Source organism: Tessaracoccus coleopterorum, from assembly GCF_011174705.1.
Classification (GTDB): Bacteria; Actinomycetota; Actinomycetes; order Propionibacteriales; family Propionibacteriaceae; genus Arachnia; species Arachnia coleopterorum.
This window is the reverse complement of the sequence record NZ_JAANIJ010000001.1, coordinates 2,847,282-2,870,612: the sequence shown is the minus strand read 5'-3', so window position 1 is coordinate 2,870,612 and position 23,331 is coordinate 2,847,282. Positions and strand designations below refer to the sequence as shown.

Here is a 23,331-nt window from a genome sequence, read left to right as displayed (position 1 = left end):
CAAGGCCGCACAAGTGGTCGCCGCCTACCGAGACCGATACCGCATCACCGACGACACACTCCTCGGCGCCCCGGCCGAATCAGCAGCGCAGAAGATCGACGCCGCGAGGGCGCGAGCAGCACTCGACAGGATGCGCCTTATCGCCGCCCAGAGCGCTCCGCCAGAGGCTGAGCTCAACGTCATCAGGCGGGGCCGGCCCAGACAGAACGCAGCATCTGACCCTTCCAAATGTCCACGCCTCGACGTAGCCTTGAAGGTGAGGCGGATTTCTCCTTACCTTTGGGCCGTTCGCGGCAGACCTTCGGGTCACTCTCCACGCACCGTCTCGACAGCGTACGTGCGTGTTGAGAGGAGCCCATCATGATCCGCCTACTGTGGACAGCCAGTACGGAGGTCCGCTACTTCCTGCGTCGTCACATGCCGAGCAACATCCTTCTCGACCTGATCCGAACGAGGAACGGGCTGAAGTGGGGCGTGCCAGCGATGCTGCTGGCCGCTCCGTACCTGGGCGTCGCTGCCTGGTGCACTACTCTCATCGAGTCCGGCGGCCCCGGATGGCTCCACCTCGTGGTCCTGGTCTGTATCTGGAACGCTCTCAAGATGGTCATCATCGGCCCGGTGAGCGTGGCGCTGCTCGTGAGGGCACGCGCCAGGGAACGCCAGGCCCGGAAGCGTGCCGAGCGCGAGGTAGACGCTGAAGTGTCTACGCGTGAACTCACGAGCAGCAGCCGCTGAACACACTTCCGCCCATTCCGCCGTCGCAGCGTTGCTACAACGACCGTGTCGGTTCAGGCGTAGCCGGACGGACTCGATCCGCACTAAGTTGCTTACTCGGCGCGGAGACCTGGTGAACGGTGCCGCGTTCCACCGGGCGCGCAAGATCGGCGCTGTCGGCGACCAGTGACGCTGTGCCTTCCCGTAGTAGGCGGTGCGGCCCGACGCTCGCGGCACTCGTCACCGGGCCGGGCACCGCTCCCACCTTTCGGCCCAGATCGAAAGCGTGCTGCGCCACCTCCAACGAGCCTGACCGACCTGCCGCCTCGACGATCACCGTCGTAGACGCGAGCGCCGCCATTAGTCGCCCGCGAGCGATGAACCGATGCCGTGTCGGAACTGTGCCAGGCGGCACCTCGCTGACGAGAAGCCCGACATCGGCCACGCGTTCGAGTAGGTCGCGGTGGCCAGCAGGGTAAGGCCGGTCGACGCCGTTGGCGAGGATCGCGATGGTGTCGCCACCTGCCGCGAGGGCGGCTTGGTGCGCAGCACCTTCGATCCCGTAGGCGCCGCCAGCGACGACCACTCGTTCATCCGCGGCCGTCGAAGCGGCGAGTTCGCGGGCAACATGGTCGCCGTAGGAAGTGGATGCGCGTGACCCGGTGATCGTGACGAAGTCCTGCAACGGGCGGGCGAGGAACGACGAGGCACCGCGCGTCCACAACACGTAGGAAGCGCGATCTCCAAGGTCGTTGAGGGCGACGGGCCAGTCGGCGTCGCCTGGGACGAGAACCTGGATGCCTGACTGCTGAGCCTGTTCGAGACGGGCGGCTATGTCCTTCGCCACAGGTGCGTCGAAGTGGTCGCGCCAGACCTGCGCGCCGACGGCGCTCAGACCCACCACCGCGCCGTCGCGCTCAGCAAGCCGGAGCGTCTCCATCGCTCCGAGCCCAGTCAGGACTCGGCCAGTCACCGGATCGTTGGGCTCGACGAGCATGGACAGCACCATCCGCGCGGTTCGGTCGTCGCTCGCAACATCGCTCAGCCTTGCCATCATCATCACCCCTCGGCGCTCGTTACCGACGAGGTGCGCCGACAGACACAGGGAGAGTGGCCGCCGAAGACCTCTGGAGACCGGCGCGGCCGCAGCACAGTGTCGGCGGTGCCCGATACTCTTGTCGTGTGAATACGTAGCGGCGGTCCTCCTGGGTCGGCCGACGTTCGAGTCGGTCGGAAGGATGACAAGTGGTGACAGCTGGCCTGGAACGTGCGCGCGGCACGGCGTGGCGAATCTGGGACCTTCACGTACACACGCCCGCCTCGATCGTCCAACACTACGGTGCCGACACAGACGACACCTGGGCTCAGTTCATCGATGAACTTGAGGCTCTGCCGGAGGACATGACCGTCATCGGGATCAATGACTACTGGTTCCTCGACGGGTACAAGCGCGTAGTCGAGGCCCGAGAGAGCGGACGCCTCCAAAACCTCGAAGCGATCTTCCCAGTGATAGAACTGAGGCTGGATCACTTCGGTGGCACCGACGGAAACCTGGCGAGGGTCAACCTGCATGTCATTTTTGATCCAGACCTTGCCCCGGAAGTGATTCAAGCGCAGTTCATCAACGCACTCCAGCCAAAGATGAAGCTCGCGCCGAGCCACGCCTCCCTCAACTGGCAGGGCGTAATCACGCGAGACTCTCTGACCGACCTCGGCCACAGAATCAAGGAATCTGTCCCGGCCGAGCACCTGTCGAACTACGATTCGGACCTCCGAGAGGGGTTCAACAACCTGAATGTCGGGCTTGATGACGTTCAGGCGATACTCGCCGGCTCGTACTTCAAAGGTCGTGCGCTCATCGGGATCGGCAAGACCGAGTGGCGCGATATCAAGTGGAATGACCAATCAATTGCCGCAAAGAAGAACGTCATCAACTCGGCTCAGTTCATCTTCACCGCGTACGAGGACACGACCCGGTGGCAGGCAGACGTGGAAGACCTCCGCAACAGCAACGTCACCCACCAACTCTTGGACTGTAGCGACGCGCATCACTTCTCAGGCTCCGATCAACACATGCGCCTCGGAGCCTGCCAGACCTGGCTCAACACGACTCCAACCCTTGCCGGCCTTGCCTACGCGATTGAAGAGTTTGATCGCCGGGTCTTCGTTGGACTAGAACCGCCCGCGCTCGCAAGAATGCGGAAGAATCCGGAGCGGTTCATCGAGAGAATCCGAGTCGGCTCCGAAAATGAGGATCGCGACCTCTTCAGCCACGACCTCCCGCTCAACTCAGGATTCGTGGCAGTAGTCGGGAACAAGGGCCAAGGTAAGTCCGCACTCCTCGACTGCATCGCCCTGGGCGGAAACTCATCACGCAGTAGCGAGTTCGCCTTCCTAAGCCCCACTCGGTTCCTCAGCGCACAGAATCAGAAGGTCGCCAGGGAGTATCGCGCGGAGATCATTTGGGCCACGGGCACTGCACGGCAGGCCCAACTGAATCAACCACACGACAATGCGGCTCCCGTCCTGGTCGAATACCTGCCACAGATGTTCGTCGAGCGAGTGTGCAACCTTGACCCGGCGGCAGACGACGCCGACGAGTTTGAACGCGAGCTTCGTACGGTTCTCTTCACTCACATCCCGAGGATGAACGCGCTGGCGAGAAGACCTTCGACGCACTCCTGACTCAGAAGACTCGAACCTCCCAAGACGACCTGACGAGACTCCGCGCAGAACTACGGACTGCGGTGCGTGGCTATGTTGCAATCGCTGCCTTCCGAGCAAGCAATCAAGCATCCGAAGTCCAGAGTCGTCTGGACCTCAAGCAGGCTGATATCGACGCGGCGAAGAGGGATCTCGAAACGGCGAGAGCTGCGCTCGCTGAGATCGACACTGCAAGCAAGGATGACGGGCACCTCACTGCGCTGATGCAGCGCTCCGAGGAGATCGAGACCTCGCGGTCAGAACTGACGACCCGCCGAAGTGCCAACGAACAGCAACAGGCCAAGTCCCGCCAACGGCTGGGCGGGATGGAAGCGATCGCACACCGGGCCGAAGCGATTCAGGCCGACGTTGCCACGCTGAACAGCGAGGCCGAGGCACTTCTCGACGATGGAGGGACCGGGAGCCCCTACCTCCAACTGACAGTCAACGCCGGGAGATATCAGGCATGGCTCACAAAGGAGGAAGAGTCACTGGCCGCCCTGAAGCGCGAGCGCGATCAGGTTGATCAAGACCTCGAAGTTCAGGAGAAGGCAAGGCGCGAGAACGCAGATGCACTCGCTGCAGCCGACAGCGCACGTGAACGCGCTCGACAACGCGTCCTCCAATCAGAGGAACGGGTGACGGCGCTCGTCGGAGACGAGGATGATGAAGAGTCTCATGCTGGACTCTCATCCTTGCTGCGGCGTATCGATGAAGCGCCAACCAAGATGTCTGAGCTTCGTGACGAGATCATGCTTTGCTCACGTCGAGTCCACGAGGCTCTAGAAGCGCAATTACACGCGGTTGAGAGTCTGTACGCTCCGGCATCCACATTCATCGCACAGTCTGATGTAGTCAAGAACGCGGGACTTGAGTTCAACGCTGAACTACGCATCCTCCCAGCATGGAGGAGTGTCGCAGCCGGCCTAGACGGCCGCAAGAATGGGGAGTTCTCCGACTGGCTCATAGAGTTGCCACAGCGTGTCGAGGACACGAGCTGGGATCAGCTCGCGACCCAACTTCGAGAGGCATTCGACCGTCTGGAGCATGAACGAGGAGAGGCCGGCGGCGAGTACCGGAACCCAGCAACCGCACTTCGCAACAACACAACCATCGACGACTTCCTCATGAGCATGTTCGACCTGTCCTGGCTGGAGGTCCGGTTCGGTCTCACCGGTGATGGGCTTCCGCTCTCTCAGCTGTCACCCGGACAGCGTGGCCTTGTGCTCGCGCTGTTCTACCTTGTCGTGGACCGGAGAACCACTCCGTTGCTGCTGGACCAACCCGAAGAGAACCTGGACAACGAGACCATCGCATCCAAGCTCGTGCCAGCGATTCATGAAGCCGCAGGACGCCGACAGACGATCGTCGTCACTCACAACGCCAACCTCGCCGTCGTCGGCGATGCCGACCAGATCGTGCACTGCCAAATGAACGATCGACGCTTCACCGTAAACAGTGGAAGCATCGCTGAACTCGACGTTGCGAAGTTCGCTCTCAACGTCCTTGAAGGAACCAAGCCGGCATTCGACAACCGGCGACACAAGTACGAAGCATTCCCGAGTTGTCCTGACCCCTGGGTCCCCATGTCCTGCGTGTCACCGATCAGTAGTTCTCGGCCCGACGTCCATGATGACGCCGGCGTCGACCAGCGCCGACCGCACGGCCTTGCGGTCCACACCCATCCGGCGCCCGATCGCCCGCATCGAGACGCCCGCTCGCGCCAGGCGCACAGCCTCTACCTTCTCGTCGATACCCAGCCCCGGTCGGCGGCTTGGGACGTTACGGCGGCGAAGGTGGGAGAACACCGTGGCGCGGTGGATGCCGTACCTCTCAGCGAGAGCCTTCACGCCCATCCCGGCCAGGTAGTCGCCGACGAGCGCGTCCACCTCGGCGGCGGTGAGAAAAGTTTGAGCCGTCTCGACAGTCCTCACAACAGGGCCGCGATCGTCCCTCGGAGCAGCACTCTCGGGCCGTCGCGAGACCGCGTAGACCCCACGGTTCAGGCGGTTGACGAGGGTTTTCGTCTTGGGGTAGAGTTGCCAAACGTGCTACTCAGGCACCCCGAGTCCGGCCTCAGCATTTCGATGCTGAGGCCGGTTTCCTTTCAGCGTCTGCCCTGGTCAGAGGGTGTTCCCGGCATGGTACGCGATGGTGGCCGCCGTGCTGGAACCGGTGCCGGAGAGGTCCGCGGCCGCGTGGGATTGGGGCGCGATGGTGATTCCGATACTTCATGACGACCTGTCAGCGACCGGGTGACGTAGGTGCGACGCCAAGGCCACGGGCGGTGGTGTGCGGCAACACGCTCGACAAGCTGTTCAAGCAGTGGTCGCAATCGGTTGAACAAGAACAGACCCCGCCTCGGGAGCCTAAAGCTCCCACGGCTGGTGGGTGGGCGTCAGTCCATCGGAGAAGCAGTCTGAAAGCGTGTCGACAGGTGTCAGCTAGACGGAGCTTCCTGGAGAAAGAGCCACCGGGAACGGCCTCCCGCGCGCATCCAGGTCGTCATCCTTGGTGACGTGGCCATACCAGCGGATGCCGCCGCTGGTGATGGTGTCGTCGATGTCGTGGGGCTCGAGTATGTCCCAGACGTCCTGGTAGGCCTGTCCCTCCAGAATGACTCCGCGTCCTCGGTCGGGTCGGGGAGCGGGTGCTGCCGTCGCAGGCCGTGGCGGCCGGGCACGCCGTCCGTGCGATAGACGATCTGAACCACCTCGGCGGTCTCGTCGATCCAGCCCTCCTCGAGGTGCACCCAGGGGCATTGTCGCAGTGCAGCAGCCACAACCGATTCCAGTGGGCGATGAAAATGTCACGATCTCTCACAAGCCGGCTCCCTGGCGGTCCTTTCCGGGTCATTCAGCCTAGCTAGATGGCGGCGGAGTTACAGCCCGCAATCACCAATCGCACGGCAAGCGGTGTGGCCCAACACTCGCAGTGCTGATGACTGGACACGAGCCCCTCCGATCTCTGCCATGGTTGTGCCTGTTGCTGCGATCACGGAGGCGCCATGGCATACCTGCTGGAACTGCTCCAGGCCGATCAACGAGTCACGGTCGGCGTGTTCGGGAGCCAGGCCGACGCACTGAGCATGGTGCTGCGGTTCCCCGGGCTCCATGAGAACGCAGATCATCCCGGCTTGTATCGGCTTGAGCCGACGGAGATTCCGGAGCTGACCGAGATCGACCACGCCGGCTGGGTTTTTCCCCTGTGCCGGGCCTCCTTCTCCACCTACCCGTCCGACGGCGTCATCCACGTGGTCTGGAACGAGGTGCAGATCTTCGACGAGCACCCTCCCACCGCCGGCAGCTACGCCGCGGGGAACCTCCCGCTCAACGGTTACTCCTTCGACATGGCTGACGTCCCCGCTCACGTCCGGGCCAGGGAGTTGCTGTTCGAGGAGGCGCAGACCCACTTCGCGGAGCGAGGCCAGGTCGCCGGGCGCGAGGCCCTCGGCTCCCAGGACGGGGAGCACGTGACGGTGGCGCCGATCGACTCCGACGAGCCCGGGCATCTGCTCTTCCTGCTCGACCTTGCGGCCGTCTACCTCCGCGCGGAGAGCCGGAGCTTCGAGGACTTCCTGAGTAGGTACCCCAAGACCTGCCCTGAAGTTCCCCGGGCATCAGGACCCGTCAAACTCCAGAACCAGGCCCCGCAACCGGTAGCCCTCGATCAGGTCGACCCACCCGAGCGTCGGCTCCTCCGCGAGCCGGGGCCGCAACGCAAGCAGCCGCGTCAGGAGCGCATCCGTCTCCCACAGCGCGAGCGGCTGACCCGGGCAGCGGTGGGCCCCGTCGCCGAATGTCAGCGCCGCCGCATTCACCCCCGGGCGAGCTCCCGCCCGGGCACAGCGCGAACGGTTCCTGCCGGACAGCCTCCTCATCGGCGTTGGTGGAGCGGATGCACAGGTCGACCAACGCCCCGGCCGGAACCCTCCAGCGTTCCTCCCCTCCACCACGTCGAGGGCTCCGTGGTGCGCCGGTACAGGTGACCGACCACCGGTTCCAACCGGGCGATCTCATTCAGGATCGCAAAGCGCTCCGACCGCCCCGACGCGAGGTAGCGCTCGGCGAGCACCGGGTCCCCGAGCAGGTGCCACGCGCACATCACGATGAACTCGCGCGTCGTGACCATCCCGGCCGTGCCGTAGGTCACGCACTCCACAAGGATGTCGGCGTCCCGTAGCCTTCGTCGAGCAGGTGGCTGATCACATCGTCGCGACGGTGCCGCCTCCGCTCCCGGATGGCGGGGCGCACGTCGGCGAGGTAGAACCGGCCGATGGGCAGCAGCGCGTCGCGGGCAGCCCTCGCCCACATCGCGCGGGTGCGGCCGAGATCGGGGCGCGTGACGTCGACCGGCGGCTGATTGAGGAAGCTGACGAGGCGGCGCGCCATCCGCGGCACCGGGGAGTTGGTCAGCCCCACCACCTCGGCGGTCACCTCGACGGTGAACCACAGCGCCAACTCCTCCAACCGACATGCACCCTCGCGCACCGCATCGTCCAGGAGGCGCGCGGCGCAGGCCGCCATCGGTCCGGCGTAGCGCTCCCGACGACCGCCGGGGCGAAGAACCGGGCCACCTTGGCGCGCTGCTCGTCGTGCAGCGGGCCGTCGGAGACGAGGATGGGGTGATGTCGGAGTATCCCCTTCGGGATCGCCTCGGCCGTGAACCCGGCCTGGGTCGTCGCATGCCGGGCCCGCAGGATCTGCCGGGCCACCGCGAACGACCGGATCCGCCACAGCCCTCCCCCGGCTCCACGCGGGAGCCGACGCCTCATCCGGCGGGACGGCCTTCCGGCAGCCCACCCCGCCGTCGGGTTCATCCCGCCGCCAGGCCGAGGGCGACGTCGCGCGCGGCGGGGCCCACCCGGTGCCCCAACCTCTGGCACCCGGCCGGAGCAAGGTGTTGGAAGCGCCCACCCACGGCGACCGGCACGCCGGGATGGTCGCCCGGAGCCGTTCGGTGAGCAGAGCGACCCGCCGCGCGTCCGCGCGCCGCGGAACAGCCGTGATGCTGATGGCGGCGCCCGTCGCAGCCACCGCGTCGGACCACGCTGACGAGGGCACATCCGCACCGAGATAGACGGTCGCGACGCCGGCCCGCCTGAGCGCCACGGCGAAGGCCAGCAGCCCGAGCTCATGGGTGACCCGGACGGGCGCCGACGATCGCGGGCGGCACCGCGGGTTGGTCCCGACAGCCTCGAAGGCCGCCGCGAGCCTCCGCATCACGATGCTTGCGACGAGGTGCTCGCCCGCCTCGGTGATCTCACCCGTGGCCCAGGCAGACCCGACCCGCACCATCGCGGGCAGCAGCCAGTCATCCACCGCCGACTCGTAGCTGCGTGCGGCGAACTCCTGGTTCACGATGCGGGTGGCCGCCGTCGCATCCAGACGGGCGAGGGACGCGATCAACTCCTCGGTGATCTCCGGGTCGGCCGACGGCGCCGGCGCCACGAGTTCCCGCACGCGCTCCGACGCCTCGCTGGGAGACATCCCGTCAGCGACCAGGTCGCGCATGGCCTGGATCCGGTGCAGCGCGTCCTCCCGTAGACCCGGTAGCCACCGCCCGTGCGCACGGGCTGGAAGACGCCGTAGCGGCGCTCCCATGCCCTCAACGTGTGTTCGGCTACGCCCGTCAACCGGGCCGCCTGTCCGATCGTGACCATCGCCCGGAGTCTACCGGCCGCGACACCGGGACGCGAGATCCCGACCAGATTTGTCTAAGGTTTCTTTCTGCTCTTGTCTAATGTTCTGTGATGCGGCAGGATCGCTGTACAACGTTGCGACGGTTCTCAGGAGGAAGCTTTGACATCGACAACCATCTGGCGCCCGGTCATGGTCTCGGTCTCCGCGGCGGTCATGGCGGTGGGTACCCTGGCCGGTTTCGGCCTGCTCGGCACCAGGGTGGAGGACTCCTCCGGTGGCGCGTTCTCTGCCGACGCGACGCTCGTGACTCCCGCCGGCCCGGCCTTCTCGATCTGGTCGCTCATATATCTGGGCCTGGCGGCCTATGTGATCTGGCAGTGGCGGGCGCGCTCCTCCGCGCGCGCCGCCCGCATCGCGTGGCTGGCCGCCGTCTCGATGATCCTCAACGCCCTGTGGCTCGGGGTCACGCAGGTGGGGTGGCTGTGGCCGAGCGTCGTGGTGATCCTCACCCTCGCCATCGTCCTCGGCATTCTCCTCCACCGTCTCGGGGAGACGCCCGCGGGCTCCCGGGTCGAGGCGGTCGTGGTCGACGGCACCTTCGGCGTCTACCTCGGTTGGGTCGCCGTGGCGAGCGTCGCCAACGTCACCACCGTCCTGGTCGCAAGCGGCGTGGCCCGGGCGACCCCCTGGCCACAGTGCTCGCCATCCTGGTTCTCGCGGTGGCGGCTGTGCTGGGAGCGCTCTTTGCCGGCCGGTTCGGCGGGCGCTGGAGCGTCTCGGCCGCGATGGCCTGGGCGCTGGCGTGGATCGCGGTCGGACGGCTGACCACCGGGCCGCACTCGATGCCTGTCGCCGTGGGCGCCATCGCGGCAGGGGTCGCGATCCTCGCGGTGACGGCTCTGGTGAGGGCCGGGCTGCGGCAGGGTGTGACCCGGGAACCCACGTCGGCCCGGCCGGTGGAGGTGGGCCGTGCGTGAGGACCTGGCCCTGCTCGGCATCAACGGGGGCGCCACCGGGCGTCAGTCCCTGGGCCAGCCGGAACGGGCGAGACTGAGACCCTGACGGGCGTGCTCGACCTGATCGCGGGAACCCTCGACAGCCTGGCCTGTCAATGGCGCGAGCTGGCCAGCGCCGTGCACCCGCGACCCGGCGTACTGCACACCGACTCGATCCTCGACCTGGTTCGCGAGTTCGCATCGGCTCCCGGCAAGCTCTTCCGCCCCGGATGGTGCACTGGGCTGGGTGGCCGCCGGCGGTGTCGGGCAGCCCGGCAGCAGGGCGCAGGCGGTCAGGGTCGGAGCCGCGCTCGAGCTGTTGCACTGCTTCGCCCTCATCCACGACGACGTCATGGACTCGTCCCAGACCCGGAGGGGACGACCGTCCATCCACGCCTTCGCGCTCGCGCAGCATCGCGAGCACCACGGTCTCGGCGACCCGGTGCGCTACGGCGAGAACATCGCCATCCTCGTCGGCGACCTCCTGCACAGCGAGGCCGACCAGCTGATCGGTGGCCTTCCGCTCCCGCTGAGGGCCGCATGGCGGACGATGACGATCGAGTTGATGCTGGGGCAGGGACGTGACCTGGTCGGGGCCGCGAACGGGCGTCGCGACCTGCAGCACGCTCAGGAGGTCGCCCGCACCAAGTCCGGCGCGTACACCGTTGGACGCCCCCTCCAGCTGGGGCGCTGGCGGCAGGCGGCTCCCCGAACTGCTCGAGGCGCTCGCGGGGTACGGGCTGCACGCGGGGCAGGCATTCGCCCTTCGCGACGACATCCTGGGTGTGCTCGGCGACCCGGCCCGCACGGGCAAGCCGGTCGGCGACGACCTCCTCTCGGGCAAGCCGACGGTGCTCCTCGCGCTCGCCGAGCAGCGGTTCGACACCTACTGGCGCGGGCGGCTGCGTCGGATCGGCCGCGAGGCCGTCAGCCAGGGGAGGTGGAGGAGCTGTGCGCGGCGCTGGTGCGCTCCGGCGTGATCGACGAGGTCGAGCGCATGATCGACGCGTCCGTGCGGGCCGCCGAGCGCACCCTCACCGACGCCCCGATCGACCCCGTCGCAGCGGAGGGGCTCCGCGGCCTCGCGCGTCGCCTGGCCTGGAGGACTGCATGAGCCGCGTTGTCGTGGTCGGCGCCGGCCTCTCGGGGCTGAGCGCCGCCTGCCACCTGGTCGCCGACGGCCATGAGGTGACGGTCTTCGAGCGGGAGTCGACACCCGGCGGGCGCAACGGCGTGCTGCGTACCGAGGGCTTCACCTTCGACACCGGCCCGACGGTGCTCACCATGCCCGGGCTCCTCGCCGCTCCCCTCGAGCGGATCGGCGCGAGCCTCGACAGCCTGCGGCTGAAACGTCTCGACCCCGGCTACCGCGGGCACTTCGCCGATGGATCCATCCTCGACGTGCGCGACTCGGTGCCCGCCATGACGCGGGAGATCGCCGAGCGCTGCTCCGCTGCCGACGCGGACGCCTTCGGCGAGTTCGTCACCTGGCTCGAGGACCTCCACGACGTCGAGGTGCCCAACTTCATCGCCCGGAACTTCGACTCCCCGCTCGACCTGCTCAGCCGCCCACGCGCGGCGGCTCGGCTCATCCGTCTGGGCGGGTTCGCCCGCCTCGGGCCGGCCATCCGGCGCCGGTTCCGCGACGAGCGGCTGGTGAGGCTGTTCACCTTCCAGGCCATGTACGCGGGGCTGGCCCCCGACGATGCCCTCGCGCTCTATGCGGTGATCACCTACATGGACTCGATCGGCGGCGTCTTCTTCCCAGCTGACGGCATGCACGCCGTCCCACGGCTCCTGGCCGACTCGCTCACCTCGGCCGGGGCCACGATCCTCTACGACACCACGGTCGACGCGATCCTCACCGACTCCCTCGGCAAGGTGGCGGGGTGAGCGCCGGAAGCGAGGCCCTGATGGCCGATGCAGTCGTCGTCACCGCGGACCTGCCGACGGCCTACCGGACGCTGCTTCCCGACCTGCGGCCACCCCGCGCGGCACGCGGAGGCCGCTACTCACCGTCGGCCGCCGTGTGGCACCTCGGGGTGCGGGGCACACCTCCGGAGGTGACGGCGCACCACAACATCCACTTCGGGCGTGCCTGGCACAGCGCGTTCTCAGAGCTGATCGGGCGTCGCGAGCTGATGAGCGACCCATCGCGGATGGTCACCGTCCCGACCGTGGATGCCCCCACGATGGCGCCCCGGGCCACAGCGTCTTGTACGTGCTCGAACCGGTGCCGAACCTGGAGGGTGGCCAGGACTGGGCCGCCGAGGGCCGAGGCTGCGGGAGCGGCTGCTGGAATTCCTGCGGCACCACGGCTACCCCACCGACATCGTCGCCGAGACCCTCGTCACGCCAGCGGACTGGGCCGCGCAGGGCATGGCCGCAGGGACGCCGTTCAGCCTGGCGCACACCTTCGGCCAGACGGGCCCGTTCCGACCCTCCAACGTGGAGCGGCGACGCCCAGGGTGTTCCTGGCGGGCACGGGCACAACACCCGGAGTCGGCATCCCGATGGTGCTGATCAGCGGCGAGCTGGCCGCGCGACGCGTGCGCCACTATCTGGGAGCGACCCGGTGAGCACCGCGCTCGAGCGCGGCTACGCGCAGTGCGCGAGGCTCACCCGCGCCCACGGCACGACCTACTTCTGGGGCGCCGTGCTGCTCCCCCGTCCCCGACGGCGCCACGTCCACGCCGTCTACGCCCTGTGCCGACTGGCCGACGATATCGTCGACGCCCCGGGCGCCACCCTCGGCGACACCGCCGCGACGCGGGCCGCGCTCACCGACTTCCGGGCCAGGTTCGAAGCCGTCCTCGCCGGGACCCCCTGCCGGGTGACGATGTGCTCGCCGCGGTCGCCCACACCGTCAGCACCTGCGGCATCGCCCACGACTGCTTCGACCGGTTCTTCGACGCCATGGCCATGGATCTCGATGTGACACGCTACGAGACCTTCGACGACCTCTGCGGCTACATGGAGGGATCGGCGGCTGTGATCGGCGAGATGATGCTGCCGGTGCTCGAGCCGCTCTCCCCGCCGCGATCGGCCCGGCGCGGGCGCTCGGCCTGGCGTTCCAACTGACCAATTTCCTGCGCGACGTCGGCGAGGACCTCGGGCGGGCCGGGTCTACCTCCCGCAGGCCGACCTCCGTCGCTTCGGCGCCGATCCGGCCGCCCGCACCGTCGACGACGCGTGGCGGTCGCTGATGAGCTTCGAGATCGAACGGGCCAGGCGGCTGTACCGGGAGGCGGAGGCCGGAGTCCCCCTGCTGCCGCCGGCCTCCGCGCGCTGCGTCGGCACGGCACTGCAGCTCTACTCGGCGATCCTCCGCCGCATCGAGGAGCGCGACTTCGACGTGTTCACGGGGCGGGCCCGCGTCCCGCTCCTCACCAAGGCGGCCACCGCGCTGCGGGCGGGACTCTGACATGGAACGGTTCCACTACCTGGCCCTGATGGCGGCCTGCCTGATCCTGACGCTGCCGCTCGAGTTCCTGCTCGCGGCGCGCGTCTACCGCCGTCCGGGCCGGATGCTGCTCGCGGTGGTGCCGGTGGCGGCGTTGTTCGTCGTCTGGGATCTCCTTGCCATCCGGCGGGAGCACTGGAGGTTCTCCCCCGACTACACCACCGGCATCGTCCTGCCCGGAGGGATTCCATTGGAGGAGATCGCGTTCTTCGTCGTCATTCCCATCTGCGCGCTGCTCACCTACGAGGCCGTCGGCACCGTGTTGAGACCATGGCGCGCCAGGTCGGAGCGGCCCGATGCCTGAGTACACAGCCGCGACGCTGCTCGCGATGGCAGTCGTGGTGCTCGTCGAACTGTTGCTGGCGCGAACGGGCATCTTCCGGACGGCGCAGTACTGGCTGGCGCTGGCCATCATGTTCGCCTTCCAGGTGTTGGTGGACGGGTGGCTCACGAAGCTCTCCGCGCCGATCGTCAGCTACCACCCGGGCAGTTCTCCGGGATCAGGTTCCCGTGGGACATCCCGATCGAGGATTTCGGGTTCGGGTTCGCGCTGATCACAGCCTGCCTGATCGCCTGGGAGGCCCTCGGCCGCCGCGGCCGGAGGCGCGAGTCGTGAGGCGGTGGCGGCCGGGCCGCGACCCGCGCGCCGTCCGGGTCGCTCCTCCGACGCCCTCGGGACGGGGCCTGAGCGGCCACGCGTCACGGTGGTGGCGGTGGCATCGCCGGCCTCGCTGCGGCCACCGGCCTCGCCGAACGCGGTGTGGCCGTCACCGTGGTGGAGGCGCAACCCAGCTCGGTGGTCGGGTCCGCGCATGGCCGCTCGGCGCCGGCCGGACGATGAGCCGCGGCTTCCACGCGTTCTTCCGGCAGTACTACAACCTGCGTGCCCTGCTGCGGCGGGCCGACCCCGGGCTCGCGGGCCTCAGGGCCGTGTCCGACTACCCGTTGACATTGGCGGGAGGGCCCACCGACTCCTTCGCCCGGGTGCCCCGCACCCCACCGTGGAGCGTGCTCGGTTTCGTCGCCCTGAGCCCCACGTTCCGCCTCCGCGACCTCGCAGCCGTGGACGTGAAGGGTGCGCTCGATCTGCTGCGCGTCGACTTCCCCGGCACCTTCCGGGAGTTGGACGGCGTGAGCGCGGCCGACGTGCTCGATCGGCTCCGGTTCCCCCACCAGGCGCGCCACCTGGCGTTGGAGGTGTTCGCGCGGAGCTTCTTCGCCGACCCGCGGGAGTTCTCCGGGGCGAGTTGCTCGCCATGTTCCACACGTACTTCCTCGGCAGCGCGGAGGGCTCCTGTTCGACGTCCCACGCGACGACTACGACACCACGCTCTGGGCGCCGCTCGGCCGGTACCTGACGGGGTTGGGCGTCGAGATCCGGTGCGGGGTGAGGGCACAGGCCCTCGAGCCGGACGGCGACGGGGTGCGCGTCGTGACCGGCGACGGCGACCAATGTGCCGATGCCGTCGTGCTCGCGCTCGACACCTCCGCGCTGCAGTCGGTTGTGGGCGCCTCCGACCGGATCGGCTCACCCGGGTGGCGCGCTGGGATCTCGCGGCTCCGGGTCGCTCCGGCGTTCGCGGTGGGGCGTCGCTGGCTCGCCCGGCCGCAGCCCGATCTGCCCGCCTTCCTCGGCACCAGTGGGTACGGCCCGCTCGACAACGTCTCACGCCTCGACGCGTTCGAGGACGGCGCTGCCGCGTGGGCGAGGCGCCACCGCGGGCGGTGATCGAGGTGCACGGGTATGCGCTCCCCTCCCCGGTGGGCATCAGGCCGCGGCTGTGGGCCGAGGCCGAGCGCGTGCATCCCTCCCTCATCGACGCCCCGGTCGTGGCGGAGGAGTGGCTGGTCGAGCGCGACTGCCCGCTCGTCGACACCTCGCCGTGGGCGGACAGACCGACGGTGGCCACCACCGATCCCCGCATCGTCCTCGCCGGCGACCTGGTGCGCTCTGACCTCCCGGTCGCGCTGATGGAACGGGCCGCCACCACCGGGTGGGACGCGGCCAACTGCCTGCTGGCCGGGTGGGGCGCCCCGGGCACGCGCTCTGGTCACCCCCGACACGCGGGCTGCTCGCCCGTCAGGGCAGGCACATCCCGACGTCGCCTCGGCCGGGTGCATCCTGGGTGCATGAGGAGCTATGACGCCCACGAGTTCGACGAGGACATCCTCCGGGCGCTCGCAGACGAGGGCAACGAGGCTGCACAGGACCGGCTCGCTGATCTGCTCGACGCGCGTGGCGACCTGGAGGGCCTCTCGGAACTGCTTGACGAGGGCTGTGAGCACGCCGGCCTGCTGCTGACACGCCGCGCGGTCGCCCGACGGGACCTGGTGGAGTTGCAGCGGCTCGCCGACGCTGGGAGCCCGGATGCCTCCGGGGAGTTGGCGCGCATCCTCGACGCCGACTGGTAGCTCCCCACCCCTGCGCCACGCAGCTGAGCACCGACCCGACCGCGCATCGTGAGCGGGTCAGCCGCCTGCGCATCGTGCGCGGGTCAGCCGCCTCCGCATCGTGCGTGGGTCACCTTCCCGTGGAAGAGTCCGCGTCCCCGCGGGCCGTGCGACGCGGTAGCGCCCGCACAGGAAGTTCTCGTTGCGGGCCATCTCGAGGAGTTCCAGGTCGAGTACCCGCGGCAGCAGCGGCGCACCGGCCCCCAGCGTCACCGGCGCGAACTGCACCCACACCTCGTCCAGCAGCCCGGCGTCGGCGAACTGCCCCGCGAGGTCACCGCCTCCGACCACCCAGAGGTCCCGACCCTCTGCGGCCACGACCATCTCGGCGTGGACCTCCCGCACGTCGGCGCTGGTGAGGCGGATGTCGGCCCCCTCGGGGATGGGGAGTTGCCGGTGCGTGAATACCCAGGTGGGCTGCCCGTAGCCCCAGGGTCCCGGATCGTTGCGCAGCACCCACTCGTAGGTGGTGGCCCCATGGCGAGTGCCCCGATGGTCCGCTCGAACGCCTTGTAGGCCATCGGGCCGTCCTGGTCGATCTTCTGGCTGAGCAGCCAGTCGAGCGAGTTCTCAGGGTGGCGATGAACCCGTCGAGGCTGGAGGCGGTGTAGTAGTGCGTGGCCATGGGGCTCATGCTGCCCGACCCCGGGGCGTCCGCCACCGGTTCCCCGAACCGACCCGCCGGGCACCGAACGCCGACGCAGGCACGCCCCTGTCGTCGCCCGACGCGTTTTCCGGATCACCCGACCTGACGGCGCAGCGCGCGGTAGCTCTCCAGATCCTCCACCCGGGCGGCATACCCGGCCTGCGCGGCGTCATACTCGGAAGCGGCCCGCCTCGTCGCGCCCTCCACCTCCCGGGCCAGCGACCGCCGGAGGCCCTCCGCGCGCTCGACACGTTCCGTGCCGTCCTGGCCCAACCGGAACCCCAGCCCGACCCCGATCCCGCCGAGCACGACGAGCAGGAAGAACCCCCACTGACCGGTGAGGGCGATCAGGACCACGCCCAACACCGCCACGCTCACGCCTCCCCAGAGGAGCAGGGGGCACGCCGGTTCCACACCGACGGCTCGCCCTCCTTGGCGATCGCCCTCTCGGCGCGCCTCAGCTCACCCGGGTCGACACCGTCCGGGCGGGCCATGAAGCTCTGGCCGATGACCTTCACCTCCGGCCGGGAGGCGGGCTCGGCTCACCGGCCCCGGCGACCCACCGATCGATGGGTTCGAGCAGCGCCCGCCAGGCCTGCCGCCGGGCGGCCCCGTCGGCCGCCTCATCGACGGCGAGCTCACGGACGAGGTCGACGACGCGCCGCGGCGGTGTTTCCACGGACAGGTCCGCGATGTCCTCCCCCGGGTTGGCGATCTGCAGGCGGAGCAGTTCGACGCGCTCGAGCAGGGCGCGTTCCCCGCCGTCGCCCTCCTCGATCAGTTGCGTGGCCAACTCGAGGAGCGGTATCTCGGCGCCCGGACGCGGTTGCGCCCCGGCCCGGTCTGCCGCGACGTCGACGTCCCGCTGCGGTGGCGCCGCCCCGCCGCCTCCTCCGTGGCGGTGAGTTCCGGGCCCACCGTCCCGGGTGGGGCTCCACCCCAGGACCTTCCCGAGTTGGACATTCACCTGCTCAAGGCTCCGGCCGCCGGGCCGCGCGAGGCTCCCGAGCCACTCGTCCCAGCCCTGTTCGGCTCCGATCGTCGCCTGCAGGCCGGACATCAGGGAGCCGAGCGCGTGGGGCCGAAGCCGCCGGCGACCACGACCCGCCACAGCCGCTGCTGCGTCTCGTCCCACTCACCGGCCGTCGACGCAAGAAGGCGCACCACATCGGCGGCAACCTGCGGGCCTGCGCCGAGCACTGCCCGCGCGACAAGCAGGAAGAGTGCTGCCGCGGGTCCCGCTGGAGGGCGACCGCCGCCTTGGCCTGGTCGATCCCCCGCCCGGTTGGAGCGCCGCCACGGCCGGCGGCAGCCAGTAGCCCTCGATGTCGGGCCTCTCCGGCGGGGCCTGACCGGCGCGTAGGGCCATCAGGTCGTTGAGGGCCAGCCGGCGGGCCCTGACGTGTTCAGGGAAGGCGGCCAACTGCTGCCGCGCGGCGTCCAGCTCGACGAAAGCGCCGAACGAGCGGGTCAGGGCGGCGAGCCGGTTCTCGACGGAGCCGCTGAGCTGCGACAACTCGGCGCGCATCCTCGCCGCGTCGGCTGCCTGGGTGGCCTTGATGGCCCGGAGGTTCGCGGCCTGCTGGTAGACGGCCCGGCCCATCACCTCGTCCCGCTTGGCCTCCTCCCACCCGAAGAAGGGTCTCGAGTTGAGGAGTTCGAAGTCATCATCGCCCTGGCTCATGGCCCAAGTGTTGCGGATTGCCGGCCCACCTCACGGCGTCGGCGGTCGAGGGCCACCTGAGGGCCCTGGATACGCGGCATCCGGAGAGCCGGGAGGCGCCGATTGGACAACTGCGATGCGCGCACTCTAGAGTTATCTCTCGCCGAGCACCACTAGCTCAACTGGCAGAGCAATTGACTCTTAATCAATGGGTTCAGGGTTCGAGTCCCTGGTGGTGTACGACAGAAGGCCCCAGCCGATGGCTGGGCCTTCGCCATGACACGGGCAGAGTTGCCATCCACCGCCTCCCGGCCGATGGCACAGCGACGACGAGGGAAGCAGAATGAGAATCGTCAAGGTCCTTGAACCATACGTTGACGAAGACGGAAACCGGATCCTCTACGAGGGTGAACCCATCACCCAGCGCATCGACATCAAGTTCCGTGGACGCAACAACGTGCTGAGCGTCGCCCGAATGCCAAGGTCGTCGAGCTCGGGTCGAGTTCGGCGGGGATGATTCCGTCGTCGAGATCCTTCCCACGACCCAGCCCCGCACGGGCCTGCGTTTCGGGATGAGGCTGGGCCGCGACTCGGGCGTCCGTATCGGTGAGAACGTCGGCAGCCAGGGCCGGACGATGATCACAGCGATCGAGGGCGCCGACGTGACGATCGGCGATGACTGCATGCTGGCCACGGGCATCGAGATCCGCTCCGATGACGCCCACCCGATCTACAGCGTGAAGACCGGTGAGCGCGTCAACATGGCCCAGTCCATCGTCATCGGCAACCACGTGTGGATTGCAAAACACGTGGCCATCATGGGCGGCGTCCGCATCGGTTCCGGATCGGTCATCGGCTACCGCAGCATCGTGACCTCCGATGTGGCGAACAACGCGATCGCGGTCGGCGCACCGGCCCGCGTCGTGCGCCGCGACATCGCCTGGGAACGCCCGATGATGCTCAATCGCGCGCAGGGCGACGTGCTTCCCGCCCCAGGGGAGAAGAGCGAACAGAACTGGGCCACCACGGACGAGTCGAGCCTGCCCAGCCATGCGCCGGTGGAGCGACCCGAGCCGCTCGATCCCGGGCAGTTGGCGCGCGCACTCGCCGACCAACGTGAGCGCGAGGCCGAGAGGCTGCGGAGCGTCGAGGAGAGGAACGCGCTCGAGGATGAGGCGCAGGCCGCCGCCAGGCGGCAGCAGAAGAAGGAGATCACCGCAGCGGTGAACCGCGCTGTGGCCGCCGCAGAGAAGCGTTGGGAGAAGCAGCGCATCGCCCGGAAGCCGACGGTCCGGGTGCGCAGGAAGCTGCGCCGCATCCTCACGCGGCTCCGCGGGCCGGGTCGCAGCCGGGAAGCGACCGGGTAGGCCCGCTACGCCCTCGGTTCGTGGGCCGGTGGCCCGACAGATCAGCCGGGCCACCCCTCGTCCGAGGCCCTCAGGGGACGAGGTACCCCGCGGCCCGGTACAGCTCGTACCACTGCGGCCGCGTCAGCTCGATGTCCGCGCCCAGCGCCGCGGCACGGACCCGGTCGGGCGACGTCGTGCCGAGAACGACCTGGATGTTCGCCGGATGGCGCACGATCCACGCCGTCGCGATCGCCTCCGCGGGCACGGAGTACTCGACGGCGAGCCGGTCGATCACGGCGTTCAGCTCGGGGTAGTCGGGGTTGCCGAGGAACACCCCGTTGAAGAACGCCGCCTGGAACGGCGACCACGCCTGGAGGGTGATGTCGTGCAGGCGGCAGTAGTCGACGATGCCCAGATCGCGGCTGACCGACTGCGTCTGGCCCGCCATGTTCATGGCAAGGCCCTGCGCGATGATCGGCGCGTGCGTGATCGACAGCTGCACCTGGTTGGCCACCAGCGGCTGCTTGACGTGACGCTTCAGCAGTTCGATCTGCATGGGGGTGTGGTTCGAGACGCCGAACGCCCGCACCTTCCCTGCGGCCTCGAGCTCGTCGAACGCGCGGGCGACCTCCTCGGGCTCAACCAGCGCGTCCGGACGGTGCAGCAGCAGGATGTCGATGTAGTCGGTGCGCAGCGCCCGCAGCGATCCCTCCACCGCCTCGATGATGTGGCCGTAGGAGAAGTCGAAGTACGGGCCGTCCTTGACGATGCCGGCCTTTGTCTGGAGCGTGATGTCTGCGCGATCGGCCGGGGTCAGCTTCAACGCCTCCGCGAAGCGCGCCTCACAGCCGTGGGCCGGGCCGTCGCCGTAGATGTCTGCGTGATCGAAGAAGTCGATGCCGGCCTCGAGCGAGGCGTCGAACAGGGCACGCACCTCCGCGTCGGACTTCTCCTGGATGCGCATGACGCCGGTGACGATGGCCGGGCCTCGATGCCCGCGCCCTTCATGGTGATGCTCTTCACTTGGTTCCCTCCTTGATTCAGGCGACGGCGCCCGCGGTCGCGGCAGCGGCGCCACTCATCCCACCCTAGACGGCGTGGCCCGCCACTTTCGCGCGGGAGCCACCGTCGCGGGCACCGGACGGTCGGCCCCACCCTCGCCTATGCTCTGGCGGTAAACGCACCCGAACCGGAAGGGCCACGACCGTGAGCCTGGGCAGGACCTTCACCATCGCGATCCTCGCCGCGCTCGCGGCGATCCTCTCCGGGTGCGCCGTCAGCATCAGCAGCGACCCCACCGACCCCGACCGCGTCACCGTCGAGACACCGGTCTCCGCCGTGGTGCCGGAGCCGAGCCAGGAGCCCGGCCAGGAGCCCGGGGAGGAGCCGGCCGGCGCGGTCGAGGTCGAGGCGCAGAGCGCGGCACTCGATGACTACGTGGCACTCGAGGCATCCCAGATCCCCAAGCTCCTCGAGCAGTTCGACGACCTGTACTCCGACATCCAGATCACCGGCGAGCACCCGGATCTGATCCGGTTCACCTACACCTTCACCGAACCACGCGACCCGGTGGCGGCCGCCGCCGCGTTCGACGCGCTGCTCGACGACCTGGAGTCGGTGGCCCATGGACAGATCTTCCCCACGATGGAGCTCTACGGGGTGGTACCCACCCAGCGGCTCCGCTACACGTACCACAACCCCGACGGCACGATCCTCTGGAGCCAGGACATCTCGTCCGAGGGTAGTGGTTGAGCCGTGGACGCTCCGGCTGCCCCACCTCCTCGAACCTGGTCGGGATGGCCGGGCCCCGGGCGTCACGGCGGCGCCCCCGACGCGACGGAGCGCTGATGGGCTCACGACCTCCGGAGCCGACGCTGATACCCTGATCCGGCAGTCAGCTGCGCCCACCCGGGCGGGAGCCACCGGATGAGACCCTCTGGACGCGGGCTGCATGCAGGCGCACGTCGGCGGAGTAGGGAGATCATGATCAGTCGAGCCCGCACGGCTCAGGCCCAGGCCACCTGGGAGAAGGCCTCTGCCCGGCTCCAGAGCCCATGGGCACGCCGCCTCCTCACGGTCGCGGCGGTGGTGGGCTGCTGGCTGCTCCTGTTCGGCGTACCGGGCGGCGGCTTCCTCCCCTACCGGATCGACCTCGACGTCTACCGGCTGGGCGCCGAGGTGCTGCTGCGGGCGGCGACCTCTACGGGCCGCTTCCGGAGACCCAGGCAGGGCTCGGCCTGCCCTTCACGTACCCACCGTTCGCGGCGATCCTGTTCGTCCCGCTCGCGCTGCTGCCCATGTGGGCGGCGAACCTGCTGCTGACGACCGCCACCCTCGCCTCGACCTGGCTCGTCCAGCGTCTCGTGGTGCGCGGGTCCGGGTGGCCGACGGCCCTGGTGCTGCCCGCCTTCGTGCTGGCCCTCACACTCGGCCCCCTGCGGGAGACGGTGTCATTCGGCCAGGTCAACGCCCTACTGATGGCGCTCATCGCCGTCGACGTGCTCGCGGGCAGGGGCCGGCCGTGGCGCGGCTGGCTCGTGGGCCTCGCCATGGCGATCAAGCTCACGCCCGCCGTGTTCCTCGCCTACTTCCTGGTGCGCCGCGACTGGCGGGCGCTGGGTCAGGCAGTCGTCTCGGCCGTGGTCTGGACCGGTATCGGCCTCGCGGCGGCTCCGCGGGACTCCGTCAACTACTGGACGAGCGTCCTGTTTGATCCCTCCCGCATCGGCGGCCTGGCCTACGTGTCGAACCAGTCATTCAACGGCGCGCTAGTGCGCCTGACCGACGGCGACGGCGGAGGACTCCTCTGGTTCCTGCTGTGCGCCGCCGCTGGCCTGACCTGTCTGTTCCTCATCCACCTGCAGCTGCGCGCGGGCCTGGTGACGTCTGCGCTGATCACGATGGCCACCTATGTACTGCTCGCCTCGCCCGTGTCCTGGTCGCACCACTGGGTGTGGGCTGCCCCGGCCCTCGTGGTGCTCGTCGAGCGGTGGCGGGCAACCGGAGCGACCCGGTTCCTTGTCACGGCCGTCGCCGGCCTCGTCATCTTCGCCAGCCGTCTCATCTGGAGCATGCCGGCCGAGGGCGGTGCCGAGCGGCGCTGGACGTGGTGGCAGCACATCCTGGGCAACGCCCAGACCCTGTGGGGCGTTGCCCTGATCGCGGTGCTCGCGACCTGCCTCCGGTGCGGCGACGACGCGACGATGCCGCACGACGCTCAGGCCTCGGGCAGCACCGCCCGGGGCCGGGTAGGACGCCTGCGCGCCCTCGAACTGGACGGTGTAGGCCGCGAACCGGCTCGCGTACGCGGCGGCATCGAGCAGCGTCGCCCCGTCTGCCAGCCGCGCAGCGAGCGCGCCACAGAACGCGTCTCCGGCGCCGACGGTGTCGACCGCCCTCACCTTCGGGGACGACACGGCAACGACCCCGTCGCCGTCGGCCACCAGGGACCCGGCAGACCCGACCGTCATCACAACCGTCGCGACACCAGCCGCGCGCAGGCCGCGCACGATCGCCCCGGGGTCCTCGAGTTCGGGCCCGCCAAGCTGGGTGAGCGCGGCAGCCCCCTCGTGCTCGTTGACGACGAGCGGGTCGGCCGCGAGCAGCAGCTCGGGAGCGACCTCGATGACGGGTGCCAGGTTGACCACCAGCCTCCCCGCACCGCGCGCGCGGCGGCGAGGCTGCTCTCTGCGGAGATCTCCCCCT

Annotated in this window: 30 protein-coding genes, 1 tRNA gene and 3 pseudogenes; 22 read left to right on the top strand and 12 right to left on the bottom strand. The window is 69.0% G+C overall.

The features are described 5' to 3' along the window. The first annotated feature begins 360 nt into the window (after window positions 1-360). A complete protein-coding gene (locus tag G7085_RS18530) occupies window positions 361-735 on the top strand; it encodes a sulfate permease (RefSeq protein WP_197512039.1) in 375 nt (124 codons plus the stop codon). 34 nt (window positions 736-769) lie between these two features. On the opposite strand, the gene G7085_RS18525 is transcribed toward G7085_RS18530, so the two are convergent. Further along, on the bottom strand, window positions 770-1,723 hold the full coding sequence (locus G7085_RS18525) for a DNA-processing protein DprA (RefSeq protein ID WP_197512038.1): 954 nt from the start codon (window positions 1,721-1,723) through the stop codon (window positions 770-772). 239 nt (window positions 1,724-1,962) lie between these two features. Here G7085_RS18525 and G7085_RS36480 point away from each other — a divergent pair, with 239 nt between their 5' ends. From G7085_RS36480 to G7085_RS18510, 3 genes are all read left to right on the top strand, one after another. Then, on the top strand, window positions 1,963-3,399 hold the full coding sequence (locus G7085_RS36480) for an ATP-binding protein (RefSeq protein WP_197512037.1): 1,437 nt from the start codon (window positions 1,963-1,965) through the stop codon (window positions 3,397-3,399). Between the two features lie 62 nt (window positions 3,400-3,461). Continuing rightward, window positions 3,462-5,654, top strand: a complete 2,193-nt coding sequence (locus G7085_RS36475; RefSeq protein ID WP_197512036.1) for an SMC family protein — start codon at window positions 3,462-3,464, stop codon at window positions 5,652-5,654. A gap of 770 nt (window positions 5,655-6,424) precedes the next feature. Further along, the gene (locus G7085_RS18510; protein WP_197512035.1) at window positions 6,425-7,405 is read left to right on the top strand and encodes a hypothetical protein; all 981 of its coding nucleotides are present in this window, start codon (window positions 6,425-6,427) and stop codon (window positions 7,403-7,405) included. Between the two features lie 160 nt (window positions 7,406-7,565). Here G7085_RS18510 and G7085_RS18505 read toward each other — a convergent pair whose 3' ends face one another. Together G7085_RS18505 and G7085_RS35535 are read right to left on the bottom strand one after the other, a co-directional pair. Then, a complete protein-coding gene (locus G7085_RS18505; RefSeq protein WP_231979694.1) occupies window positions 7,566-8,930 on the bottom strand; it encodes a B12-binding domain-containing protein in 1,365 nt (454 codons plus the stop codon). Then, window positions 8,822-9,079, bottom strand: a complete 258-nt coding sequence (locus G7085_RS35535; protein ID WP_197512033.1) for a MerR family DNA-binding transcriptional regulator — start codon at window positions 9,077-9,079, stop codon at window positions 8,822-8,824. Before G7085_RS35535 ends, G7085_RS18505 begins: the two co-directional genes overlap by 109 nt. A gap of 199 nt (window positions 9,080-9,278) precedes the next feature. On the opposite strand from G7085_RS35535, the gene G7085_RS18495 reads away from it, so the two are divergent. After that, window positions 9,279-9,884 carry a TspO/MBR family protein gene (locus G7085_RS18495; RefSeq protein ID WP_197512032.1) on the top strand — a complete coding sequence of 202 codons (606 nt, stop codon included), beginning with the start codon at window positions 9,279-9,281 and terminating at the stop codon, window positions 9,882-9,884. A 194-nt stretch (window positions 9,885-10,078) separates the two neighbouring features. Here G7085_RS18495 and G7085_RS27630 read toward each other — a convergent pair whose 3' ends face one another. Further along, window positions 10,079-10,444: a hypothetical protein gene (locus G7085_RS27630; protein ID WP_231979693.1), complete on the bottom strand. Its 366-nt coding sequence runs from the start codon at window positions 10,442-10,444 to the stop codon at window positions 10,079-10,081. On the opposite strand from G7085_RS27630, the pseudogene G7085_RS35530 reads away from it, so the two are divergent. The 9 genes and pseudogenes from G7085_RS35530 to G7085_RS35520 all read left to right on the top strand — a co-directional run. Continuing rightward, a pseudogene (locus G7085_RS35530) lies at window positions 10,374-10,685 on the top strand (polyprenyl synthetase family protein); the annotation flags it as partial. The gene G7085_RS27630 and the pseudogene G7085_RS35530 sit on opposite strands and share 71 nt — an antisense overlap. Then, window positions 10,636-11,034, top strand: coding sequence for a polyprenyl synthetase family protein (locus tag G7085_RS18490; RefSeq protein WP_197512967.1), 399 nt, complete (start codon window positions 10,636-10,638; stop codon window positions 11,032-11,034). The pseudogene G7085_RS35530 and the gene G7085_RS18490, both read left to right, overlap by 50 nt. Further along, window positions 10,995-11,168 carry a hypothetical protein gene (locus G7085_RS18485; protein ID WP_197513112.1) on the top strand — a complete coding sequence of 58 codons (174 nt, stop codon included), beginning with the start codon at window positions 10,995-10,997 and terminating at the stop codon, window positions 11,166-11,168. Before G7085_RS18490 ends, G7085_RS18485 begins: the two co-directional genes overlap by 40 nt. Further along, window positions 11,165-11,947, top strand: coding sequence for a phytoene desaturase family protein (locus G7085_RS18480; protein ID WP_197512031.1), 783 nt, complete (start codon window positions 11,165-11,167; stop codon window positions 11,945-11,947). The genes G7085_RS18485 and G7085_RS18480 overlap by 4 nt, the downstream gene beginning before the upstream one ends. Beyond that, window positions 11,944-12,633 carry a hypothetical protein gene (locus G7085_RS33155; RefSeq protein ID WP_197512030.1) on the top strand — a complete coding sequence of 230 codons (690 nt, stop codon included), beginning with the start codon at window positions 11,944-11,946 and terminating at the stop codon, window positions 12,631-12,633. The genes G7085_RS18480 and G7085_RS33155 overlap by 4 nt, the downstream gene beginning before the upstream one ends. Beyond that, window positions 12,630-13,478: pseudogene (locus G7085_RS35525) on the top strand (phytoene/squalene synthase family protein). Before G7085_RS33155 ends, G7085_RS35525 begins: the two are co-directional and overlap by 4 nt. 1 nt (window position 13,479) lies before the next feature. After that, window positions 13,480-13,821: a lycopene cyclase domain-containing protein gene (locus G7085_RS18455; protein WP_197512028.1), complete on the top strand. Its 342-nt coding sequence runs from the start codon at window positions 13,480-13,482 to the stop codon at window positions 13,819-13,821. After that, entirely contained in the window at window positions 13,814-14,071 is a 258-nt protein-coding gene (locus tag G7085_RS18450; RefSeq protein WP_269451913.1) for a hypothetical protein, read from the top strand. The genes G7085_RS18455 and G7085_RS18450 overlap by 8 nt, the downstream gene beginning before the upstream one ends. Before the next feature lie 164 nt (window positions 14,072-14,235). After that, complete coding sequence (locus G7085_RS35520; RefSeq protein WP_197512965.1) at window positions 14,236-14,358, top strand: FAD-dependent oxidoreductase; 123 nt, start codon at window positions 14,236-14,238, stop codon at window positions 14,356-14,358. A gap of 97 nt (window positions 14,359-14,455) precedes the next feature. Here the strand turns inward: G7085_RS35520 and G7085_RS18440 are convergent, their stop codons facing one another. Beyond that, window positions 14,456-14,782 (bottom strand): hypothetical protein, encoded by a 327-nt coding sequence (locus G7085_RS18440; protein WP_197512027.1) that lies wholly within the window; start codon window positions 14,780-14,782, stop codon window positions 14,456-14,458. Between the two features lie 122 nt (window positions 14,783-14,904). On the opposite strand from G7085_RS18440, the gene G7085_RS18435 reads away from it, so the two are divergent. Together G7085_RS18435 and G7085_RS27610 are read left to right on the top strand one after the other, a co-directional pair. Further along, window positions 14,905-15,246: a hypothetical protein gene (locus G7085_RS18435; protein ID WP_231979690.1), complete on the top strand. Its 342-nt coding sequence runs from the start codon at window positions 14,905-14,907 to the stop codon at window positions 15,244-15,246. Continuing rightward, the gene (locus tag G7085_RS27610; RefSeq protein ID WP_231979689.1) at window positions 15,219-15,929 is read left to right on the top strand and encodes a hypothetical protein; all 711 of its coding nucleotides are present in this window, start codon (window positions 15,219-15,221) and stop codon (window positions 15,927-15,929) included. The genes G7085_RS18435 and G7085_RS27610 overlap by 28 nt, the downstream gene beginning before the upstream one ends. Before the next feature lie 57 nt (window positions 15,930-15,986). Here the strand turns inward: G7085_RS27610 and G7085_RS18425 are convergent, their stop codons facing one another. The 5 genes from G7085_RS18425 to G7085_RS18405 all read right to left on the bottom strand — a co-directional run bounded on the left by G7085_RS18425 (window position 15,987) and on the right by G7085_RS18405 (window position 18,298). Then, window positions 15,987-16,424 (bottom strand): dihydrofolate reductase family protein, encoded by a 438-nt coding sequence (locus tag G7085_RS18425; RefSeq protein ID WP_331715778.1) that lies wholly within the window; start codon window positions 16,422-16,424, stop codon window positions 15,987-15,989. Between the two features lie 283 nt (window positions 16,425-16,707). Then, window positions 16,708-16,980: a hypothetical protein gene (locus G7085_RS18420; RefSeq protein WP_197512025.1), complete on the bottom strand. Its 273-nt coding sequence runs from the start codon at window positions 16,978-16,980 to the stop codon at window positions 16,708-16,710. A gap of 8 nt (window positions 16,981-16,988) precedes the next feature. Further along, window positions 16,989-17,132, bottom strand: a complete 144-nt coding sequence (locus G7085_RS18415) for a hypothetical protein (RefSeq protein WP_197512024.1) — start codon at window positions 17,130-17,132, stop codon at window positions 16,989-16,991. Then, window positions 17,129-17,674 (bottom strand): hypothetical protein, encoded by a 546-nt coding sequence (locus tag G7085_RS18410; protein WP_197512023.1) that lies wholly within the window; start codon window positions 17,672-17,674, stop codon window positions 17,129-17,131. The genes G7085_RS18415 and G7085_RS18410 overlap by 4 nt, the downstream gene beginning before the upstream one ends. A 75-nt stretch (window positions 17,675-17,749) precedes the next feature. Then, window positions 17,750-18,298 (bottom strand): hypothetical protein, encoded by a 549-nt coding sequence (locus G7085_RS18405; protein ID WP_197512022.1) that lies wholly within the window; start codon window positions 18,296-18,298, stop codon window positions 17,750-17,752. A gap of 146 nt (window positions 18,299-18,444) precedes the next feature. On the opposite strand from G7085_RS18405, the gene G7085_RS18400 reads away from it, so the two are divergent. The 3 genes from G7085_RS18400 to G7085_RS18395 all read left to right on the top strand — a co-directional run bounded on the left by G7085_RS18400 (window position 18,445) and on the right by G7085_RS18395 (window position 19,644). After that, window positions 18,445-18,517 (top strand) — tRNA-Lys (locus G7085_RS18400). 103 nt (window positions 18,518-18,620) lie between these two features. Then, window positions 18,621-18,794, top strand: a complete 174-nt coding sequence (locus G7085_RS27605; protein ID WP_231979688.1) for a hypothetical protein — start codon at window positions 18,621-18,623, stop codon at window positions 18,792-18,794. 118 nt (window positions 18,795-18,912) lie between these two features. After that, entirely contained in the window at window positions 18,913-19,644 is a 732-nt protein-coding gene (locus G7085_RS18395; RefSeq protein ID WP_197512021.1) for an acyltransferase, read from the top strand. 70 nt (window positions 19,645-19,714) lie between these two features. On the opposite strand, the gene G7085_RS18390 is transcribed toward G7085_RS18395, so the two are convergent. Next, entirely contained in the window at window positions 19,715-20,704 is a 990-nt protein-coding gene (locus G7085_RS18390; RefSeq protein ID WP_331715777.1) for an aldo/keto reductase, read from the bottom strand. A gap of 128 nt (window positions 20,705-20,832) precedes the next feature. Between G7085_RS18390 and G7085_RS18385 the strand changes: the two genes are divergently transcribed. From G7085_RS18385 to G7085_RS35515, 3 genes and pseudogenes are all read left to right on the top strand, one after another. Next, window positions 20,833-21,378 (top strand): hypothetical protein, encoded by a 546-nt coding sequence (locus G7085_RS18385; protein ID WP_197512019.1) that lies wholly within the window; start codon window positions 20,833-20,835, stop codon window positions 21,376-21,378. Window positions 21,379-21,609: 231 nt separating this feature from the next. Continuing rightward, complete coding sequence (locus G7085_RS27600; RefSeq protein ID WP_231979687.1) at window positions 21,610-21,948, top strand: hypothetical protein; 339 nt, start codon at window positions 21,610-21,612, stop codon at window positions 21,946-21,948. Next, a pseudogene (locus G7085_RS35515) lies at window positions 21,924-22,496 on the top strand (glycosyltransferase 87 family protein); the annotation flags it as partial. The gene G7085_RS27600 and the pseudogene G7085_RS35515, both read left to right, overlap by 25 nt. Here G7085_RS35515 and G7085_RS27595 read toward each other — a convergent pair. After that, entirely contained in the window at window positions 22,395-23,273 is an 879-nt protein-coding gene (locus tag G7085_RS27595) for a PfkB family carbohydrate kinase (RefSeq protein WP_331715776.1), read from the bottom strand. The pseudogene G7085_RS35515 and the gene G7085_RS27595 overlap by 102 nt on opposite strands. Window positions 23,274-23,331 lie beyond the last annotated feature (58 nt).

Bases quoted from the DNA above. Each gene is read 5' to 3' on its own strand.
- G7085_RS18405 (WP_197512022.1), bottom strand. From the start codon at position 18,298: ATGAGCCAGGGCGATGATGACTTCGAACTCCTCAACTCGAGACCCTTC.
- G7085_RS27630 (WP_231979693.1), bottom strand. From the start codon at position 10,444: ATGGACGGTCGTCCCCTCCGGGTCTGGGACGAGTCCATGACGTCGTCG.
- G7085_RS18455 (WP_197512028.1), top strand. From the start codon at position 13,480: ATGGAACGGTTCCACTACCTGGCCCTGATGGCGGCCTGCCTGATCCTG.
- G7085_RS18410 (WP_197512023.1), bottom strand. From the start codon at position 17,674: ATGTCCGGCCTGCAGGCGACGATCGGAGCCGAACAGGGCTGGGACGAG.
- G7085_RS18510 (WP_197512035.1), top strand. From the start codon at position 6,425: ATGGCATACCTGCTGGAACTGCTCCAGGCCGATCAACGAGTCACGGTC.
- G7085_RS27600 (WP_231979687.1), top strand. From the start codon at position 21,610: ATGATCAGTCGAGCCCGCACGGCTCAGGCCCAGGCCACCTGGGAGAAG.
- G7085_RS18450 (WP_269451913.1), top strand. From the start codon at position 13,814: ATGCCTGAGTACACAGCCGCGACGCTGCTCGCGATGGCAGTCGTGGTG.
- G7085_RS18395 (WP_197512021.1), top strand. From the start codon at position 18,913: ATGATCACAGCGATCGAGGGCGCCGACGTGACGATCGGCGATGACTGC.
- G7085_RS18480 (WP_197512031.1), top strand. From the start codon at position 11,165: ATGAGCCGCGTTGTCGTGGTCGGCGCCGGCCTCTCGGGGCTGAGCGCC.
- G7085_RS18525 (WP_197512038.1), bottom strand. From the start codon at position 1,723: ATGGTGCTGTCCATGCTCGTCGAGCCCAACGATCCGGTGACTGGCCGA.
- G7085_RS18505 (WP_231979694.1), bottom strand. From the start codon at position 8,930: ATGCGCGACCTGGTCGCTGACGGGATGTCTCCCAGCGAGGCGTCGGAG.
- G7085_RS18530 (WP_197512039.1), top strand. From the start codon at position 361: ATGATCCGCCTACTGTGGACAGCCAGTACGGAGGTCCGCTACTTCCTG.
- G7085_RS27605 (WP_231979688.1), top strand. From the start codon at position 18,621: ATGAGAATCGTCAAGGTCCTTGAACCATACGTTGACGAAGACGGAAAC.
- G7085_RS35535 (WP_197512033.1), bottom strand. From the start codon at position 9,079: ATGGTCACGATCGGACAGGCGGCCCGGTTGACGGGCGTAGCCGAACAC.